Below are 17661 nucleotides of genomic sequence, written 5' to 3'. Positions count from 1 at the left end.
CGCCGCCCGCCTCAGCCCTGGGGTCAGGGCAGCGGGCGGCGGCCGGGGAAGCCGAGGTCGCTGCGGTGATACCAGCCGAGGGCGGTCTCCCCCTCCAGCCAGCACAGCCGTACGGACACGCCGCCGAGCACGGCGGGGAAGTCGACGAGCAGCGGGGCGACGCCCTTGATCTCGATCTCCTCGGCGTCGAACCAGCTCAGGATCTCGTCCATCCGCGCCTCCAGGCCCTTGGCCTCGGCGAGGCCGCCCAGAGCGGAGGTCCCGGCCTGCCGCAGGTCGTGGGTGAGCTCCGCGAGGTCGGCGCGGACGGCGACGAACGCGCGGGCGTGCTCCAGCACCTCGGGCATCAGCGACCCGGCCTCGTCCAGCGTGAAGATCCTCGCCACGCTCCGGACGCTACCGCATCGGCCCGCCGGAAGGTCACAGGCGGCGGCGCAGCAGGCAGAACTCGTTGCCCTCGGGGTCGGCGAGCACATGCCACTGCTCCTCGCCGGTCTGGCCCACCTCGGCCCGTACGGCGCCGAGCTTCAGCAGGCGGTCCAGCTCGTCCTCCTGGTCGCGGTCGGTGGGGTTGACGTCGATGTGCAGGCGCAGCTTGCCGCGCTTGCGCTCCGGCACGGGCGCGAAGACGAGCGTCGGCTGGAGGCCGCCGAAGCCCACGCCCGGCGGGCCGATCTCGATCCACCCGTCCGTGCGCTGGAGGACCTCGAAGCCGAGCACCTCGCACCAGAACGCGGCGAGCCGCTCGGGGTCGTGGCAGTCGACGACGAGTTCACTGATACGACAGGCCATGACTGCGGCTTTACCCGCGGACGGGCTCCCCATGCAGCGGGCAGTGGGCGACCTCCGGATGGGCCTCCAGCCATTCGATCCGCTGCCTGCTCTCGTCGTCCATGGGCGTGTAGACCACGATGCGGGTCTCCGGCGGCGCGGCCAGCGCCATGCTGGTGGACGTCAGGCGGATCAGACCCACCGACGAGTGCTTGAACAGCTTCATCCGGACGCCCGGTCTGGCCACCTCATGCATCGCCCACATTCGGGCGAACTCCGGGCTGGCCGCCGACAGCCGGGTGACGAAGCCCGTCCAAGCCGGCTCTCCCACATGCCTGCCGAAGGCCGCCCGCAACGTCGCGACCATCTGCGGGAGTTCCTCGTCCTTGTTCACGAGCGGGCAGCAGCAGTCCGGCATGGTGAACACCCGCCACAGGACGTTACGCTCGAGCCGTGGCCGATCGACCACGGACGCGAAGATCGTGCCGTAGGCGGCGTTCCAGGCGAGCAGGTCGTAACGCCCGCTGTAGACGCACGCGGGCAGCGGGTCGAGCTGGCGCAGGATCGTGTGCACCTCGGCGTCGAGGCCTTCCCCGTCGCCCGCCGGATCGGCGATCTCCGGCAGGTCCGCCAGCCGGTAGAGGTGCTCCCGCTCGGCCGCGTCCAGCCGCAGCGTACGGGCGATGGCGTCGAGCACCTGCACCGACGCGTTGATGGGGCGGCCCTGCTCCAGCCAGGTGTACCAGGTCACGCCCACACCCGCGAGCTGGGCGACCTCCTCCCGCCGCAGGCCCGGTGTACGGCGGCGCAGGCCGGGCGGCAAGCCGACGTCCTCGGGCCGGATCCGCTCGCGCCTGCTGCGCAGGAAGGCCGCGAGCTCCTCACGCCTGGTGTTCCTGGTGCGAATCCCCGTCGTCACCTCCCTATTTTGGCGAGTGCGCGCCCGCGTTGCCAGGTGGTGTCAGTACCAGTATCGGCAGGCTCTCGTTACCGGTATCGCGACGGCCGCATCGTTGCCGCCATGACCACTGTCACCACCCGCGCGCCGGCCGCGCGGCGAACCTCGCCGAGTCTGCTGCTCACCGTCATCCTGGCGGGGCAGTTCATGGCCGTCCTCGACGCCACCATCGTCAACGTCGCCGCGCCCACGATGCGCGCCGACCTCGGGGCCACCGGCTCTGGACTGCAACTCGTCATCTCCGGCTACACCGTGGCGTACGCGATGCTGCTGATCACCGGGGCACGCCTCGGCGGGCTGCTCGGCTACCGGCGGCTGTTCCTCACCGGGCTCGCGGTGTTCACGGCCGCGTCGCTGATGTGCGGGCTCGCCCCGTCGACCGGCGTGCTGATCGCCTTCCGGCTGGTGCAGGGCGCGGGAGCCGCCCTGATGGTGCCCCAGGTGCTCAGCCTGATCCAGATCACCTTCGACGGCGCCACACGGGGGCGGGCGCTCGGCGTCTACGCCACGGTCATCTCGGTCGGCGCGGTCGTCGGCCAGGTGCTCGGTGGGCTGCTGGTGACCGCCGACCTGTTCGGCACGGCCTGGCGGCCGGTCTTCCTGGTCAACGTGCCGATCGGGCTCGCGCTGCTGGCCGTCGGCGCCCGGACGCTGCCCGCCGCACACGTGCGGCGTGAGCAGGGGCTCGACGTGCCCGGCCTGGTCACCCTGTCGCTCGCGGTCTGCCTGCTGGTCGTGCCGCTCGTGCTCGGCCACGAGGAGGACTGGCCGCTGTGGGGGTGGGTCGCGATGGGCCTGTCGGTTCTCGCGTTCTGCGCGTTCCTGCTTGTGGAGCGGCGTGCGGCGCATCCGCTCGTCCCCGGCCGCCTGCTGCGCGCCCCCGGGGTGGCCGTCGCCGCGTCCGGCATCTTCCTCGTCATGGCGGCGTACGGCGGCTGGCTGTTCGCCATGGCCCTCCACCTGCAGGGCGACCTCGGCGACAGCGCCCTGCGGGCGGGCTGCCTGTTCATCCCCGCGGCCGCCGCCTTCGGACTGACCAGCCTCAACTGGAAGCGGCTGCCGGCCAGCCTGCACCGGCCGATGATCGTCGCGTCCGCCGTCGTCACCGCCGCAGGCGAGCTGGCCCTGGCGGCGGCGCTGGCCGGCGGCGGCCACGGCGAGCCGCTGCTGGAGATCAGCTTCGTGGCCATCGGGGCCGGCATGGCGGGCACGTTCAGCCCGCTCATGGCGGTGGCGCTGGCCCGGGTCGCGCCCGCCGACGCGGCCGACGCCAGCGGCCTGCTGGCGATGATGCTCCAGCTCGGCCAGGTCGTCGGCGTGGCCGTCTTCGGCACGCTGTTCCTCAGCCTCGCCCCGTCCACGCACGCCGCCACGGTGACATCGCTGTGGCTGGCCGCGGTGTCGCTGGCTGCGGGCGGGTTCGCGCTTCCCCTCCTGCGCACCCGCCGGGTCAACCGATGAGCACTCGGTGAGTGCTCAGATGAGGCCGAGGGCGAGCATGGCGTCCGCCACCCTCCTGAAGCCGTCGATGTTGGCGCCGGCCACATAGTCGCCCGGCATGCCGTACGCGTCGGCCGTCTCGAGGCAGCGGGCGTGGATGTCGCTCATGATCTCCTGGAGCCGCCGCTCGGAGAACTCGAACGTCCACGAATCACGGCTGGCGTTCTGCTGCATCTCCAGGGCGCTGGTGGCCACGCCGCCCGCGTTGGCGGCCTGGCCGGGGCCGAAGGCCACTCCGGCCTCCTGGAACACCCGGATGCCCTCGGGCGTGGTGGGCATGTTGGCGCCCTCGCCGACCGCGACGCACCCGGCCCGCACCAGCGCCTCGGCGTCCTTGCCGGTGATCTCGTTCTGCGTGGCCGACGGCAGCGCCACCTCGCAGGGCACCTCCCACACGCTGCGCCCGGCGACGTACGCCGCATCGGCGCCGCGGCGCTCGGCGTAGTCGCTGAGACGGCGCCGCTCGACCTGCTTGACCTGCTTGAGGAGATCGAGGTCGATGCCCTTCTCGTCCACCACGTAGCCGGAGGAGTCGGAGCAGGCCACGACGACGCCGCCCATCTCGCGCACCTTCTCGATCGCGTGGACGGCGACGTTGCCCGAGCCCGAGACGACCACGCGCCTGCCCTCGAACGACGTGCCCTTCGCCTTGAGCATCTCCTCGACGAAGAAGGCGCAGCCGTAGCCGGTGGCCTCGGTGCGCACCTGCACGCCGCCGTAACTCAGCCCCTTGCCGGTGATGACGCCGGACTCGTACCGGTTGGTGATGCGCTTGTACTGGCCGAACAGGTAGCCGACCTCCCGCTGCCCGACGCCGATGTCCCCCGCGGGCACATCGGTGTGCTCGCCCAGGTGCCGGTACAGCTCGGTCATGAAGCTCTGGCAGAAGCGCATGATCTCCCGGTCGGAGCGGCCCTTCGGGTCGAAGTCCGCGCCTCCCTTGCCCGCGCCGATCGGCAGGCCGGTCAGGCTGTTCTTGAAGATCTGCTCCACCGCGAGGAACTTGACGATGCCGAGGTAGACCGAGGGGTGGAAGCGCAGCCCGCCCTTGTACGGCCCGAGCGCGCTGTTGAACTCGACCCGGAAGCCGCGGTTGATGTGCACCTCGCCCCGGTCGTCCTCCCAGGGCACGCGGAAGATGATCTGCCGCTCGGGCTCGAAGATGCGCTCGATGATCTTCTGCTCCGCGTATTCCGGATGCTTGCCCAGCGCGGGACCGATGCTCTCCAGGACCTCGCGCGCGGCCTGGTGGAACTCCGCCTCCCCCGGGTTGCGGCGCAGAATGTTGTCGTAAACGCCCTCGAGCCTTTCGTGCAGCACTCGATCGCTCCTAGCCTCTGCCCGATTTCTCCTGATTCACTGTAGCGATGTCGAAGTTGTGAGAAAGACCGTCTCACCGGCGGACGACGGCCCGCCAGACGTCAATGACCAGGACCGGCCGCATGCCGACCGATTCGTACAGGCCGAGCGCCGGGGTGACGTTGTTGGAGTCGACGTGCAGGATCGTCCCCACCCGCCCCCGCCGCTCGTCGGCGGCGAAGGCTCTGCTGAGCAGCAGCTTCCCGAGGCCGTGGCCGCGGAAACCGGGCCGCACCGCGAGCGTGCGGACATATCCGCAGTTCTCGTCGGACACGAAATGGTCGGTCCCGAGCAGCATCGCCGCCGGCTCGCCGTGGACGCGGGCCAGCAGAAGCTGCCCCCAGTCGTTCGCGCTGGACGACTCCATCTCGGCGGTCCACTCCTCGAACGTCTTCGGCACGAACCCGAAGTGCTCGGCGAAGCCCTCCTGGTGCACCCGATGGGCCGTCCGGAGCACCGCCTCGCGCCCGGGGGCGCCGGCCTCGACCCCGACCCCGGGCAGGAACACCGGCCGTACGCCGGAGTGGTCGGCCCGCATGCGGTGGAAGCTGGTGGCGGGGGCGAAGCCGCGCCGCTCGGCGGCCTCGCGCATGGCCTTGTCCTGCTCGTAGAGGCTGATGTCCACCACCGCGTGGTCGTGCCCCGCCTCGCGGGCGAGATCGGCGGCCCGGCCGAGCGCCATGTCCCACAGGAGGGCGGCCGCGCCGGGCTCCCGCGCCTGCACGTCGATGTCGACGTTCTCGCTGGCGCCGTTGCGCCTGGCGTAGCCCCAGCCGAGTAGCCGCCCGTCCGAGCGGACCAGCCAGCTGTCGTGGTCCAGGTCGAGCTCCTTCAGGGTGTCGGCGATGTCATCGAGCGTCCAGTCGGGCCTGCCGGTCACCTCGATGTCGTGCTCGGCGACCAGTTCGTGCACGGTCGCCGCGTCGGCGACCGCCGGCCGCCGGATTTCGTAGTCGTTCACGTCGCATTTGTACGTTGAGTGACTTGTGAGGGACTTGCCGGAGCCTTGTGCCACCATGAAAGTTTCCCGCACTCCGGGGCGCCCCGCGCGCGGGCGCCCGTCGTAGGCGCTGATCAGAGGGGCGACACCGAAAGACATCGGCCTCGCGGTTGATCCGGGCGCGACGATGTGGATTCCATGGTCCCGCAGTGGCAGGCGGCTGCACGCGATCGAAGGCAGCCGCAGGGTTCACGAGCCGCACGGCGGCCCGCCGTCCCGGGAGCATCGATGTCCAAGCGTCTCACCGAGCGTCTCAGCGCGTGTCTCAGGGCACGTCCCACCGTGGCGCTCGCGACCGCCGTCGCCGCGCTGGCCGCCGGCGCCGCGTTCGTCACGGCCCGCCCGACGGCGGCGGTGGCCGCGACCGGCGGGTTCGACTTCACGCGGGCCCAGGTCGCCGCCACGGGCCTGCAGACGCCCTGGGGACTGACCTTCCTCCCGGACGGCAGCGCCCTCGTCTCCGAACGCGACACGGCGAACATCATGCAGGTGCGTCCCGGTTCGTCGCCCGTACGGGTGGCGACCGTCCCGAACGTGTCGCCCGGCGGAGAGGCGGGCCTGCTCGGCATCGCGGTCTCCCCCACCTACGCCGAGGACCAGTGGGTCTACGCCTACTTCACCGCCGCGTCCGACAACCGGCTGGTCAGGTTCAGGCTGAACGCCCCGCAGACGCAGCAGGTGCTCCTTTCCGGCGTGCCGAAGGCCCAGTTCCACGACGGCGGGCGGATCGCGTTCGGCCCCGACGGCATGCTGTACCTCTCAACGGGCGACGCCGGCACCTCCGCCAACGCGCAGAACCTGAACAGCCTGGGCGGCAAGATCCTGCGGATGCGGCCCGACGGCAGCGTGCCGCCGGACAACCCGTACGGCTCGCGCGTGTACAGCTACGGCCACCGCAACGTCCAGGGGCTCGCCTGGGACGAGGGCGGACGGCTGTACGCCAGCGAGTTCGGCCAGAACACCTGGGACGAGCTCAACTACATCGTCCCCGGCGGCAACTACGGCTGGCCCACCTGCGAGGGCGTCTGCACCGACTCGCGCTTCCGCAACCCCATCGTCACCTGGAGCACGTCCGAGGCGTCGCCCAGCGGCCTGGCGTACGCCAACGGCACGCTCTTCGCCGGGGCCCTGGCCGGGAAGCGGCTGTGGACGGTGCCGGTCAGCGGCGGCAGCAGGACCGGCAACCCGGTGGCCGAGTTCCAGGGCACGTACGGCCGGCTGCGCGCCGTGGCCGTCGGGCCGGACGGGTGGCTCTGGGTCGGCACGAGCAACCGCGACGGCAGGGGGACCCCCGCGGCGAACGACGACCGGATCCTCCGCGTCCCGCCCGCCGGCGGCTCGTCGCCCAGCCCTTCTCCCAGCCCTTCGGCCTCGCCGTCGCGCAGCCCCTCCGCGTCGCCGAGCCCGTCGGTCAGCCCTTCCGTCAGCCCGTCCGCGAGCCCGTCGGCCGGCCCGCGCGCGTGCTCCGCGACGTACCGGATCGTGAACCAGTGGCAGGGCGGGTTCCAGGGCGAGCTCGCGGTGCGCAACTCGGGGACGGCGGCCATCACGTCGTGGACCGTCACCTTCGCCTTCCCCGACGGCCAGCGCGTCACGCAGTCCTGGAGCGGCCGCTTCACTCAGTCGGGCGCCGCGGTGACGGTCGCCAACGAGACGTACAACGGTGCGCTGGCCCCGAACGCCTCGACGACGGCCGGCTTCAACGCGAGCTGGTCCGGCGCCAACCGGGTCCCGTCCCCGATCAGCTGCACCGCCACCTGACCTGGCACGCTTATCAGTCCTACTAATAATTGAATAAGAGCCTGGCCCGTATACGAATCGCATTGTTCGGCGATGTGAACGGTCCCGTGTCCCGCTAATGATCGCAGGGGTCGCCTACGCCACTCTCGGGCTCGTCGAGCTGCACACCTTCCGGAGCGGCGTCTACGACCTCGTCATCTTCGACCAGGTGGTGCGCGGCTACGCGGAATTCATGCTGCCCGGCTCGCTCGTCAAGGGTCAGTGGAACCACATCGGCGTTCCCCTGCCGATTTTCAGTGACCACGTCTCGCCGATTCTCGCCCTGCTCGGGCCGCTTTACTGGGCACACGACGGGGGCGATCGCGGCCGTCGCGTCGATACCGCAGTTCGCCTTGCGTACTCTGTTCGGCCCGTCGTTCTACTCCGGGACCCCGCGCCAGGAGGCCGCCGCCGGGGCGGCCGCCCTGATTCCGGACGGCGCGCTCGTCGAGGCCGCCAACCAGCTCGGCCCAGCCCTCACCTCCCGCGCCAAGGTCGTGATCTGGCGTGACATACCGTTACGCGCTCCCTGGGTGATCGCGGACACCGGCGGCCCGCAGCCGATGTTCTCGTCGCGGACGGCCCAGATGGCCGACGTACAGCTGCTGCGCGACTGCGGCTACGAGCAGCTGTACGACAACGACGGCTACCTGGTGCTCCATGCCGCCTCGCCGGGATCCGCCACACCCGACCTGACACCCCACCGGTGCACCCCGGACGGCGCTCACTCCTCGTAGTCGTCGTCCCAGTCCGGCCAGCGGAGACCGAGCCTCTCCGCGAACTCCGGGCTGCCGCCGACGATCCTGGCGTGGGGCCTGGGGTCGTTGCCGCGCAGCCAGTCCACCAGACGCGCCGCCTGGTCGCCCGCGTCCGTGTCGTCGATGAGGACGGTCCACTGAAGCAGCACCCACGGCTCGTCGTCCGGCTGATCCTCCCCGTCGGCCGACGGCTCACGCGGATGCCAGAAGACGACCTGGATCTCGTCCCGCCGGTCGGCCTCCGCGTAAGTTCCGCCCGCTTCGCACTCCCACGCCGCCAGGAGGCCGGGATCCTCGCGCAGCGAGCGACGCACCTCACGGGCGACCGTACGGGCGGGCCACTCCCAGCCGTGATCGTCCACGGCCCGGGCGACGACCTCGTCGTAGGAGCCGGCGCCGAAGCGGAACGGCTCCAGCTCGACCGCCGGCGAATCGGGGTCGCGCCAGCCGCGCCAGACGACCGTGTCACCGTCACGGACGATCGTGACATAGAGGGCCCCACAGCACCCCTCGGTGCAGTACGCCTCGGCCAGCCGTACCTCCCGGACCTCCTCGGTCGCCTCCAGGCTGCCGAGCACGTGCTCCGGCGGGTAGGGCCGGCCCTTGCGGAACGCCCGTGCGACGACCGGCCGGCCGTTGACCAGCGGCCTCGTCTCCACGCGGCCCGGCAGCGCCGGATCGGGGACGACGACATGCACCGCCAGCCGGTCTCCCCCGTCCCCCGCAAGCCGCGAGGGGAATCGCGGCATGACCGGCAGGGTGGCGATCGCCCGGCGCGCCCAGGCCGCCCGCCGGCGGGTCACCGGGTCGGGCGACCGTGCCGCCCCGGCGAGCGCCTCCGCCGCGCGCGCCGAGGTGAGCAGGCGGCGCAGCCGCTCCAGCGTCGCCTCCCGGACGCCGGGCCGCCACGGCAGGCACGCGGCGTGGCCGCTGGTCAGGTCCTCCGCGAGAGCGGCGGCCGAGGCCAGCGAGTCCAGCACCGGGGGCACGGCCGCCGCGCGTACGGCGAAGGCCGCGAGGGCCCGGCAGGCGTCGTCGTAATCACGCAGGGTGGAGAAGTCCTCCCAGGCCATCGCCTGGAGGAGCCGGCCCGCCACGAGGACCGCCTGGTCGACGGTCTCGTCGTCTTCGAGGACGTCCGCGAGGCGTACGGCCTGGGCCACCCGCAGCGCGTGGCCACCGGCCGTGGGATCCTGGTCCGTGGCGTGCCGGAGCAGCCAGGCGACGGCGACGGGATCCTCCGCCCGGCACATCGCCTCGATGGCACGGCTGAGGGTGAGCAGTGCCGACCGCTCCGCCAGCCACACCAGCGCCGCGGCAGAGCCGGGGATCGGCTCCAGCACGGCCACGGCCACGGGCCCGAGACAGCGCAGCAGGCCGAGCGTACGGACCAGGGGGACGTCCTCCGGGCCTGCCCTGCCCGCCAGCAGGCACAGGCCGGTCAGCGCGGGACGGCGGTCCCTCGCGTGCCGGGCCAGCCAGACGCCCGTCTCGCGGGCGGGCTCGGTGGCTAGCCAGGGCAGGCCGTCCAGGACGTCGGGCCTGATCGCCCACGCGGGGACGTCCAGGGCGCGGAGGTCCTCGTGCAGCTCGTCGAGGGAGCGACCGGGGCCGTCGAAGTGGGCGCGGAGCACCGCGGCCAGCGTGGCTCTGGCCTGCTCGACGGAGAAGGAGCCGCCGCCAGGCCGGGGACCTCGGTGGTCGGCGTCGTCGGGGTAGGGGCGCCCGCCATTGGGAAGGGGCGCGTCGGGCGTCAGCGCGTGCAGGCGGGACGCGTGATCGAACAGGGACAGCCGGTGGTCGAGCGCACCGCGCTCGCGGGCCAGGCTCACCGGCCGGAGACGAACTCGATTCTCTCGTTCATGCCACTCACGATGTCATCCCCGCCCGCCGGCGGCAAGATCGAATGCGTGGGCGCCGTACGCGCGACAGCGTCACGGCCCGCGCGCCCTGGCCGCCGTTACGGAGCCGGCGGAGCGGCAGCGGGGCCGGTTCGCGTCAGGTGGTTCGCGTCCCCCGGGCGGCGGCCCTGGCCCGCCCGTATTCGGCCAGGGCGTGGAAGGCCGCCTTGGGCTCCCACGGCAGTCCCGGGTACGCCGTCCCGGTGCTGCCCTCTTCGAGGACCTTGACGACGCCGTAGCTGGCGAGGTCGAAGTCCCGCTCGGGGTCGCGCTCGGGGTCCGCGGAGGTCGGCAGGTCCCAGCGGGCGAAGGTGTAGACGAACGCCGCGTCCACGCCCTCCTCGTCGTAGACCTCGAGGAGTCTCCGTACGTAGCGCGCCTGCTCGTCCTCGTCCCGCACGACCGCCTCGGTGAGGCGGACCGGGCGCGCGCGCTCGTCGTACTCGACGATCCCGTAGCCGCGAGAGGCGCGGTCACCGGCCCCGAGGTAGGGGGCGCACCCGAACTCCGTGACGGCGAACGGCTTCCCCTGTGCGGTCTGCGCGCGCAGCCCGGCACGGAAGCCGGGCTCGGCGGCCCCGTCGAGATAACCGGCGTCGGTGGCGATCACGTCGAACGGGGTCCAGTCCACGCCCTCGAACGGCAGCGAGCCGTAGCTCACCGGGCCGCCGAACCGGCGGCGGACCTCGGCGACGGCCCGGGCGAGGAAGGCGTTGACCCGGGCACGCGCTTCGGGGATGGTGACCGTCCTGCGCTCCGGGTCGGCCAGCGCGCGAAGCCGCTCCTCGTGATCGTCACCGGGGAGGAATCCGCCGTTGAACAGGCTGATCTCGGAACCGGTGAGGTACACGACGGACGCCCCCTCCCGGCGGAGCCGCTCCGCGCGCCCCGCCCCGTCCACGAGCAGCTCCAGCAGTTCGCCGGAGGTGGGCCCGTTGGTGAACGGGCAGTACCAGACCTCCAGCCCGGCCTCGGCGGCGTGCCGTGCCGCGATCTCCAGGCGGTCCTGGTCCGCTCCGGTGACGCGGACGGCGTCGCAGCGCAGGTCCTCCCTGATGATCCGCATCTCGCGGCGCACGACGTCCGGGTCGAAGGGTTCGTGGGTGGTCGTCCCGCCGGTGGAGAAGCCGACGTCGTAGTTGATGCCGAACACACGCATGGGTCTCCGTACGTCACAGTTTTGGGTACGCGCCGTACCTTAACACTGCGACCGGCGATTAAGGTACTCAAAGTACCTTGTAGGAGGCCTCGATGTTCTGTGGAAGATCATCACTATAAATACACGTATGTCCAAAAAGTGAGTATTAGTCAACGGATGCATTGACTCGTGGTTGATTAGAACTGAAACACATGGTTCCAGAGTGACTGTCTGTTCTTAGTCGTGGACGTGGTGCTACGGTATGGGCCTGTTCACGCCCTGCTGTGAAACGGCACCGCATGGCCGTCCCGCCTTACAGGAAGAACAGCAGGTTCGACGCGGCCTTGTCATGCTCTGCCGCCACCCCGAGGACGCCGATGTCAGTAGATGTACCCCACCGGGCGCGGAGAAGGTTTTCACCAAGGGAACTGGTGGTCCTCGCCTTTCTCGGCACCGTGATCATTACGGCCTGCGCGTGGTTGTGGGCGATGTCCATCGCCCCTTATGAGGCCAGAGTGCTTATGGCGCTCGTCGGCGGGGTCTCGGCCGTACTCCTGTCCGGCGCCGTCGCGGCCGCCGTCCACTACGCCGGCACCGGTCGCCGGCTGCGTGAGCGGGCCGAGTGGGCCGGCGCGCGGTTCGCCTGGCTGGAGCGGGAGACGCTGCGGACGGCCGAGGAGTCGCTGCCCGCGCTGGGACGTCAGGTGCGGGACGGCGCCTCGGTCGCCGACTCGCTCTCCCGGATACCGCAGCCTCCGGACGGCCCGCTGCGGCACCTGCTCGAAGCGGCCGGGCACGAGCTCGAACTGCTCGGACGCGAGCGCGCCGCCGCCGAGGTGTCCCGCGATGCGACCGAGAGCGAGATCTCCCGGCTGATCGACGACACGCTGCCGGAGCTGTTCCGGCGGATCCAGACGGACCGGATGTCAGTGAGCGCCGCGCTGGCCGAGATCCGCCAGCCGGGGCTGGACCCGCTACGCGACCTGCTGCGCGAGACGGCGCGGCAGCTCTCCGAGAGCGAGCGCAGGGGCACCGCCGTGATGGCGGCGTGCGCCGGGGCCGCGGCCCGGGTGCAGGCACAGGCCACCAGCCTGCTCGCCCGGCTGCGCGAGCTAGAGGAGCAGTACGGCGAGCATGAGGAGGTGTTCGCCGACCTGCTGGACCTGGACCATCGCGTCTCCCAGATGAGCCGGCTGGCGGACAACATCGCGCTGCTGAGCGGCGGCCGTTCCGGGCGGCGATGGACCCGGCCGATCGTCATGGAGAGCGTCCTGCGCGGCGCGATGGGCCGCATCAGCGCCTACCGGCGCATCCGGCTGCACTCCACCAGCACCGTCGCCGTCGCCGGGTACGCGGCCGAGGGCGTGATGCACGCGCTGGCCGAGTTGATGGACAACGCCGCCACGTTCTCGGCGCACGGCACCGAGGTCCACGTGTACGTGGACGAGGAGGACGCAGGCGTCGTGATCACGATCGAGGACAGTGGCCTGGGGATGCGCCCGCGCGAGCGGCAGCACGCCACCAGGCTCGTGTCCGAGCCGCTCGACCTGCGGACGCTGTCCGGTACCCGGCTGGGCCTGGCGGTCGTGGGACGCCTGGTCGACAAGTACGGCCTGACGGTCAGCTTCCGGTCGTCCGCCCGCGGTGGCATGGGGGTCGTGATGCTGATCCCGCGCCTGCTGATCACGCAGCCCCTGTCGGCCACCGTGCCGCCCGACGCCGAGGCGTCGGTCCGCCACCCCGCGCGGGCCGCCGTACAGGCCGCCGTGCAGGCACCGGCCGTACCCGCGCAGGAGGGGCCGGCCGACGCGTCCGAAGACCTGCTGCCCAGGCGGCGCCGGGGACAGACGCTGGCCGAGGCGACCAGGGCGCGGCAGGCGTCGCCGGCCAAGCCCGCGCGCGAGGGGCCCGACTCGGCTGCGAGGTTCGCCGCGTTCCGCCAGGCCGGCGGCCGTGGGCGTACTTCCCCTTCAGCCCCTCCCCCGGCCCCGGGCGACTCTTGACACGCGTCCGCCGACCACCGGACGTCTTTGGATTCACAGATGAGGAGGCAGGGGGCGTCCCTCCCGCGCCGAAGGGGCACCCCGTCGTTTCTATGAGCACAACCGACGCTTCGCACACCACCGATCGTGACTTCGACTGGCTACTGGAGAACCTCAAGAAGAAGACCCCGGGGATCAGGCATGTGCTGGTGCTGACCAGGGACGGCCTGAAGATGAGCTTCACCGCCGGCCTCGGCCGGGACGGGGCCGACCAGCTCTCCGCCCTGGCCGCCGGGATCCAGAGCCTCTCGCTGAGCGCCTCCGCCGAGTTCGGGGACGGCATCGGAGCGGGGCAGGCGATGGTGGAGTTCGCCGGCGGACTGCTGCTCATCGTGCCGGCCGGGGACGGCGCCCACCTGGCCGTGGTGGCCGAGGAGGACGGCGAGGTGGGGCTCATCGCGCACAACATGAACGAACTGGTGGAGCAGATCGGGGTGTACCTCACCGCGGCGCCGCGGCAAGCGGAGAACAGCGACGACCGCGGATGACACGGCGAGCCATCGACCAAGAAGACCCTGACCGGCTCTACACGGTCACCGGTGGGCGTACCAGTGCCGATGAGAAGACCTTCGACTCCGTCTCCCTCATCGTCAGCGAGTGCGCCCCCACCCCCGGTATGCAGTCCGAGCACATCAAGATCCTGCGGATGGCCCAGCGGCCGACGGCGGTGGTGGAGATCTCGGCGGAACTGCGGCTGCCGGTCAGCGTGGTGAAGATCCTGCTGTGCGACCTGCTGGACACCGGTCGCATCACCGTCCGTCATCCGTCGATCGCCGCACAGGCCGGACGACCGGATCCCGAAATCCTCAGGCAGGTGCTCGTTGCACTCCACAACCTCTGACCAGATGGCGGCCACCACGCGTACGCCGCTACGCACGACCGCCGCGGACGCCCTGAAAATCGTGATCGTCGGCGGGTTCGGGGCCGGAAAGACGACCATGGTCGGCTCGGTGAGCGAGATCCGCCCGCTGAGCACCGAGGAGCTCATGACCCAGGCGAGCGTGGGCATCGACGACGCCAGCCGGGTACGGACCAAGTCGACCACCACGGTGGCCTTCGACTTCGGCCGGATCACGCTGAACGAGAGCAAGGTGCTCTACCTGTTCGGCGCGCCCGGTCAGCAGCGGTTCTGGTTCGTGTGGGACCAGTTGTTCGCCGGCAGTCTGGGCGCGGTCGTCCTGGTGGACGCCCGCCGCCTGGAGGATTCCTGGTACTCCATCGACCGGCTGGAGCACCACCGGACCCCGTTCGTCGTCGCGGTCAACCGCTTCACCGACGGGCCCACCCTGGATTCGGTGCGCGAGGCGCTGGCACTGTCGCCCGAGGTCCCGCTCATCGACTGCGACGCGAGAGAGCGGTCCTCGTCCAAGCACGTGCTGATCACGCTCATCGAGCACCTCACCCGCACCTACGACCAGCTGCCCGCCCGAGAGAGCATGCCGTGACGAACTCCCCTCCCCTCCACGACCCCACAGACCCGTCCGCCGCCTCGCCCGCGTCGCAGCATGCCGAGCGGAGACGGGAGCCGCTGGAGGGATACGCCGACCACGCCGATGCCGTACGACTGCACGCGTCACTGATCGGCGACGACCCGACCGCGCTGTTCCAGGAGATGCGCCGCGAGCACGGCCCCGTCGTCCCCGTTCTCCTCGACGGCATGCCCGTCTGGTACGTGATCGGTTATCGCGAGCTGCACCATGTCACCAGCCAGCCGCGGTTGTTCAGCCGCGACCCCAGGCGCTGGAACCTGCAGGACCTCCTCCCCCCTGACTGGCCGGCGCGCCCGTACGTGACATGGCAGCCGTCCGTGATGTACACCGAGGGGGCCGAGCACCAGCGGCGGGTCGGCGCCATCAGCGACGCGCTGGACACCGTCGACCGCACCGAGCTCGCCCTGATCTGCGAGCAGATCGCCGACCGCGCGATCGACGAGTTCTCCGGGGACGGCCAGACCGACCTCATCTCCCGGTACGCCGACCGGATTCCGGCTCAGGTCATCACCCGGCTGTTCGGGCTGGCGGAGACCGACCTGCCGGAGCTGGTCGAGGACGTCAACCACGTGCTGGGCGGGGGCGAGGAGGCCCTCCCGGCGGTCACCCGAATACTGGGCAAGCTCAGCCGGCTCATCGCCGACAAGCGCGCCCTGCCGGGCCACGACCTCACCTCGCACATGCTGGCCCACCACGCGCGGGTCACCGACGAGGAGATCGTCCAGGACCTGATCATGACGATGATCTCCTCCCACGACAACTGCTCCAACTGGATCGGCAGCACCCTGCGGCTGATGCTGATGGACGACCACTTCTCGATGAGCCTGCAGGGCGGCCGCAGCAGCGTCGGCGAGGCGCTGAACGACGTGCTGTGGAAGGACCCGCCCACGCCGAACATGCCCAATCGCTGGGCCGTGCAGGACTGCGAGCTGGCCGGGCGGCGCATCCGCCGGGGCGACATGCTGGTGCTCGGTGTCGCCGCGGCCAACGCCGATCCGCAGGTGCAACCGGCCGCGCATGCCGGCTCCGGCGCCAACCGGGCGCACCTGGCCTTCGGCCACGGCGAGTACGGTTGTCCCTTCCCCGCGCCCGAGCTCGGCGGGATCATCGCCAAGACGGCCGTGGAGGTCCTCCTCGACCGGCTGCCCGACGTCTACCTCGCCGTGAAACCGGACGCGCTGCGCTGGCGCCCTTCGCTGTGGGTTCGCAGCCTGGAGGCCCTGCCCGTACGGTTCAGCCCGGCTGTGCCGACCGGCCAGGGCCTGTCGAACACCTGGAACGCCTCCAGGTGAGGTCAGGCCGGAGCAATAAGGTGCTCACATGGAATACGGACGACTTGGCACCACTGGTTTGAAGGTCAGCAGGCTCTGCCTCGGCATGATGAGCTACGGGGAGCCCTCCAAGTGGGGCGGCTGGGCCCTGGAGGAGGATCTCGCCGAGCCCATCGTCCGCAGGGCCGCCGAGGGCGGGGTGACGTTCTTCGACACCGCCGACATGTATTCGGCCGGGGTCAGCGAGGAGGTCACCGGGCGGCTGCTGCGCAAGATCTTCGCCCGGCGCGACGACTACGTGCTCGCCACCAAGGTCTACTTCCCGATGGGCGAGGGTCAGAACGACGGGGGCCTGTCCCGCAAGCACATCATGTCGGCCGTCGACGCCTCTCTCACCCGCCTGGGCACCGACCACGTCGACCTCTACCAGATCCACCGGTGGGACGACGAGACGCCGATCGAGGAGACGATGGAGGCGCTGCACGACGTCGTCAAGGCCGGCAAGGCCCGCTACATCGGCGCCTCCAGCATGCGGGCCTGGCAGTTCGCCAAGGCCCAGCACACCGCTGAAAGGCGCGGATGGACCCGGTTCGTCTCGATGCAGAACCACTACAACCTCCTGGACCGCGAGGAGGAGCGGGAGATGATCCCGCAGTGCCTCGACCAGGGCGTGGGACTCATCCCGTGGAGCCCGCTCGCCCGCGGCCTGCTCGCCCGCGCCGGCCAGGCGGCCGACACCGCGCGGCAGACCGGCGACGGCGCCCGGCAGCGGCAGCTGTACGGTGGACCGGCCGTCGAGGAGATCCTGGACCGGGTGGCGCGGACCGCCGCCGACAGGGGCGTCTCGCCCGCCACCGTCGCCCTCGCGTGGCTGCTCGGCCGTCCGGGCGTGACCGCCCCCATCATCGGCGCGACCAAGGAGCACCACGTGGACGACGCGCTCGCCGCGGTGGACCTCACGCTGACCGAGGAGGAGATCGCCTTCCTGCAGGAGCCGTACCAGGCCAGGTCGCCGCAGTACTAGCGGGCCGCCCGCCGCGGAGCGGCATGCGGGTCACGACCGAAATGCGTTGCCGGGGGCCGAGGGCGGGCGGCAGGCTGTACGGGTGCTGATCCGACGTGAGAACCCCGGCGACGCCGAGGCCGTGCGTGAGGTGGTCGCCGCCGCCTTCGCTCCGCACCAGGAGGCCCGCCACCCGGGCCGGCCGCACCTGCCGCCGGTCGAGGCCGTCCTGCTCGACGAGCTGCGTACGGACCCGGGCTGGCTGCCGGAGCTGTCGCTCGTCGCGCCGGCGCCGGACGGCGGGATCGCGGGTCACGTCCTCTGCACCAGGGCCCACGTGGGGACCGTGCCCGTGGTCGGCCTCGGCCCGCTGTCCGTGCATCCCGCCCACCAGCGGCGGGGAGTCGGATCGGCGCTGGTGCACGCCGCGCTCGGGGCGGCGGAGGCGCTCGGCGAGCCGCTGGTGGGGCTCCTCGGCGACCCCGCCTACTACAGGCGGTTCGGCTTCGAGCCCGCCTCGGCGCACGGCGTCGCGGCGCCGGACCCGTCCTGGGGCGAGTTCTTCCAGGTGCGCGTCTTCGGACGGTCCGCGCCGCGCGGACCGTTCGCGTACGCCGAGCCGTTCTCCCGCGTGTGACCGGCCTCCGACCATGCCCTCCGACCATGCGCCTGGCCCCGGTTCCTGTCGTAC

At 71.5% G+C, this 17661-nt stretch carries 18 protein-coding genes; 10 read left to right on the top strand and 8 right to left on the bottom strand.

Going from position 1 to position 17661, the window contains the following annotated elements; all coding sequences use genetic code 11:
- Positions 1 to 23: 23 nt before the first annotated feature.
- The 3 genes from FED44_RS06975 to FED44_RS06965 are packed head-to-tail and all read right to left on the bottom strand — an operon-like array spanning position 24 to position 1690.
- A complete protein-coding gene (locus tag FED44_RS06975; RefSeq protein WP_244301765.1) occupies positions 24 to 386 on the bottom strand; it encodes a DUF2203 domain-containing protein in 363 nt (120 codons plus the stop codon).
- Between the two features lie 34 nt (positions 387 to 420).
- Positions 421 to 792 (bottom strand): VOC family protein, encoded by a 372-nt coding sequence (locus FED44_RS06970; protein ID WP_138460122.1) that lies wholly within the window; start codon positions 790 to 792, stop codon positions 421 to 423.
- Between the two features lie 10 nt (positions 793 to 802).
- A complete protein-coding gene (locus FED44_RS06965; RefSeq protein WP_111700676.1) occupies positions 803 to 1690 on the bottom strand; it encodes a helix-turn-helix transcriptional regulator in 888 nt (295 codons plus the stop codon).
- Between the two features lie 102 nt (positions 1691 to 1792).
- Between FED44_RS06965 and FED44_RS06960 the strand changes: the two genes are divergently transcribed.
- Positions 1793 to 3190: an MFS transporter gene (locus FED44_RS06960; RefSeq protein ID WP_165900666.1), complete on the top strand. Its 1398-nt coding sequence runs from the start codon at positions 1793 to 1795 to the stop codon at positions 3188 to 3190.
- Positions 3191 to 3205: 15 nt separating this feature from the next.
- Here FED44_RS06960 and gdhA read toward each other — a convergent pair whose 3' ends face one another.
- Positions 3206 to 4549, bottom strand: a complete 1344-nt coding sequence (gene gdhA, locus FED44_RS06955; RefSeq protein ID WP_138460121.1) for an NADP-specific glutamate dehydrogenase — start codon at positions 4547 to 4549, stop codon at positions 3206 to 3208.
- A gap of 73 nt (positions 4550 to 4622) precedes the next feature.
- Positions 4623 to 5549: a GNAT family N-acetyltransferase gene (locus FED44_RS06950; RefSeq protein ID WP_244301764.1), complete on the bottom strand. Its 927-nt coding sequence runs from the start codon at positions 5547 to 5549 to the stop codon at positions 4623 to 4625.
- Between the two features lie 267 nt (positions 5550 to 5816).
- On the opposite strand from FED44_RS06950, the gene FED44_RS06945 reads away from it, so the two are divergent.
- Both FED44_RS06945 and FED44_RS06940 read left to right on the top strand, forming a co-directional pair.
- A complete protein-coding gene (locus FED44_RS06945) occupies positions 5817 to 7349 on the top strand; it encodes a PQQ-dependent sugar dehydrogenase (protein ID WP_111700672.1) in 1533 nt (510 codons plus the stop codon).
- 371 nt (positions 7350 to 7720) lie between these two features.
- On the top strand, positions 7721 to 8104 hold the full coding sequence (locus FED44_RS06940) for a hypothetical protein (protein WP_138460119.1): 384 nt from the start codon (positions 7721 to 7723) through the stop codon (positions 8102 to 8104).
- Here FED44_RS06940 and FED44_RS06935 read toward each other — a convergent pair.
- The 3 genes from FED44_RS06935 to FED44_RS37135 all read right to left on the bottom strand — a co-directional run bounded on the left by FED44_RS06935 (position 8092) and on the right by FED44_RS37135 (position 11660).
- On the bottom strand, positions 8092 to 9957 hold the full coding sequence (locus FED44_RS06935; RefSeq protein ID WP_138460118.1) for a hypothetical protein: 1866 nt from the start codon (positions 9955 to 9957) through the stop codon (positions 8092 to 8094). The two genes, FED44_RS06940 and FED44_RS06935, sit on opposite strands and share 13 nt — an antisense overlap.
- Positions 9958 to 10123: 166 nt before the next feature.
- Positions 10124 to 11185, bottom strand: coding sequence for a hypothetical protein (locus FED44_RS06930; RefSeq protein WP_138460117.1), 1062 nt, complete (start codon positions 11183 to 11185; stop codon positions 10124 to 10126).
- Between the two features lie 292 nt (positions 11186 to 11477).
- Entirely contained in the window at positions 11478 to 11660 is a 183-nt protein-coding gene (locus FED44_RS37135; RefSeq protein WP_138460116.1) for a hypothetical protein, read from the bottom strand.
- Between the two features lie 25 nt (positions 11661 to 11685).
- On the opposite strand from FED44_RS37135, the gene FED44_RS06920 reads away from it, so the two are divergent.
- The 7 genes from FED44_RS06920 (at position 11686) to FED44_RS06890 (ending at position 17607) form a co-directional block, all read left to right on the top strand.
- Entirely contained in the window at positions 11686 to 13167 is a 1482-nt protein-coding gene (locus FED44_RS06920; protein ID WP_138460261.1) for a sensor histidine kinase, read from the top strand.
- Between the two features lie 92 nt (positions 13168 to 13259).
- On the top strand, positions 13260 to 13694 hold the full coding sequence (locus tag FED44_RS06915) for a roadblock/LC7 domain-containing protein (protein WP_117409595.1): 435 nt from the start codon (positions 13260 to 13262) through the stop codon (positions 13692 to 13694).
- Positions 13691 to 14047, top strand: coding sequence for a DUF742 domain-containing protein (locus FED44_RS06910; RefSeq protein ID WP_117409594.1), 357 nt, complete (start codon positions 13691 to 13693; stop codon positions 14045 to 14047). Before FED44_RS06915 ends, FED44_RS06910 begins: the two co-directional genes overlap by 4 nt.
- A 4-nt stretch (positions 14048 to 14051) precedes the next feature.
- Positions 14052 to 14651 (top strand): GTP-binding protein, encoded by a 600-nt coding sequence (locus tag FED44_RS06905; RefSeq protein ID WP_208758864.1) that lies wholly within the window; start codon positions 14052 to 14054, stop codon positions 14649 to 14651.
- Entirely contained in the window at positions 14648 to 15988 is a 1341-nt protein-coding gene (locus FED44_RS06900) for a cytochrome P450 (RefSeq protein WP_138460115.1), read from the top strand. Before FED44_RS06905 ends, FED44_RS06900 begins: the two co-directional genes overlap by 4 nt.
- Before the next feature lie 28 nt (positions 15989 to 16016).
- The gene (locus tag FED44_RS06895) at positions 16017 to 16991 is read left to right on the top strand and encodes an aldo/keto reductase (protein ID WP_117409592.1); all 975 of its coding nucleotides are present in this window, start codon (positions 16017 to 16019) and stop codon (positions 16989 to 16991) included.
- Between the two features lie 82 nt (positions 16992 to 17073).
- A complete protein-coding gene (locus FED44_RS06890; protein WP_138460114.1) occupies positions 17074 to 17607 on the top strand; it encodes a GNAT family N-acetyltransferase in 534 nt (177 codons plus the stop codon).
- Positions 17608 to 17661: the final 54 nt, after the last annotated feature.

Origin of the sequence: Microbispora triticiradicis (assembly GCF_005864065.1) — a bacterium.
Lineage (GTDB): Bacteria > Actinomycetota > Actinomycetes > Streptosporangiales > Streptosporangiaceae > Microbispora > Microbispora triticiradicis.
The sequence above is the reverse complement of the archived record's forward strand: the minus strand, read 5'-3'. Positions and strand labels throughout refer to the sequence as shown.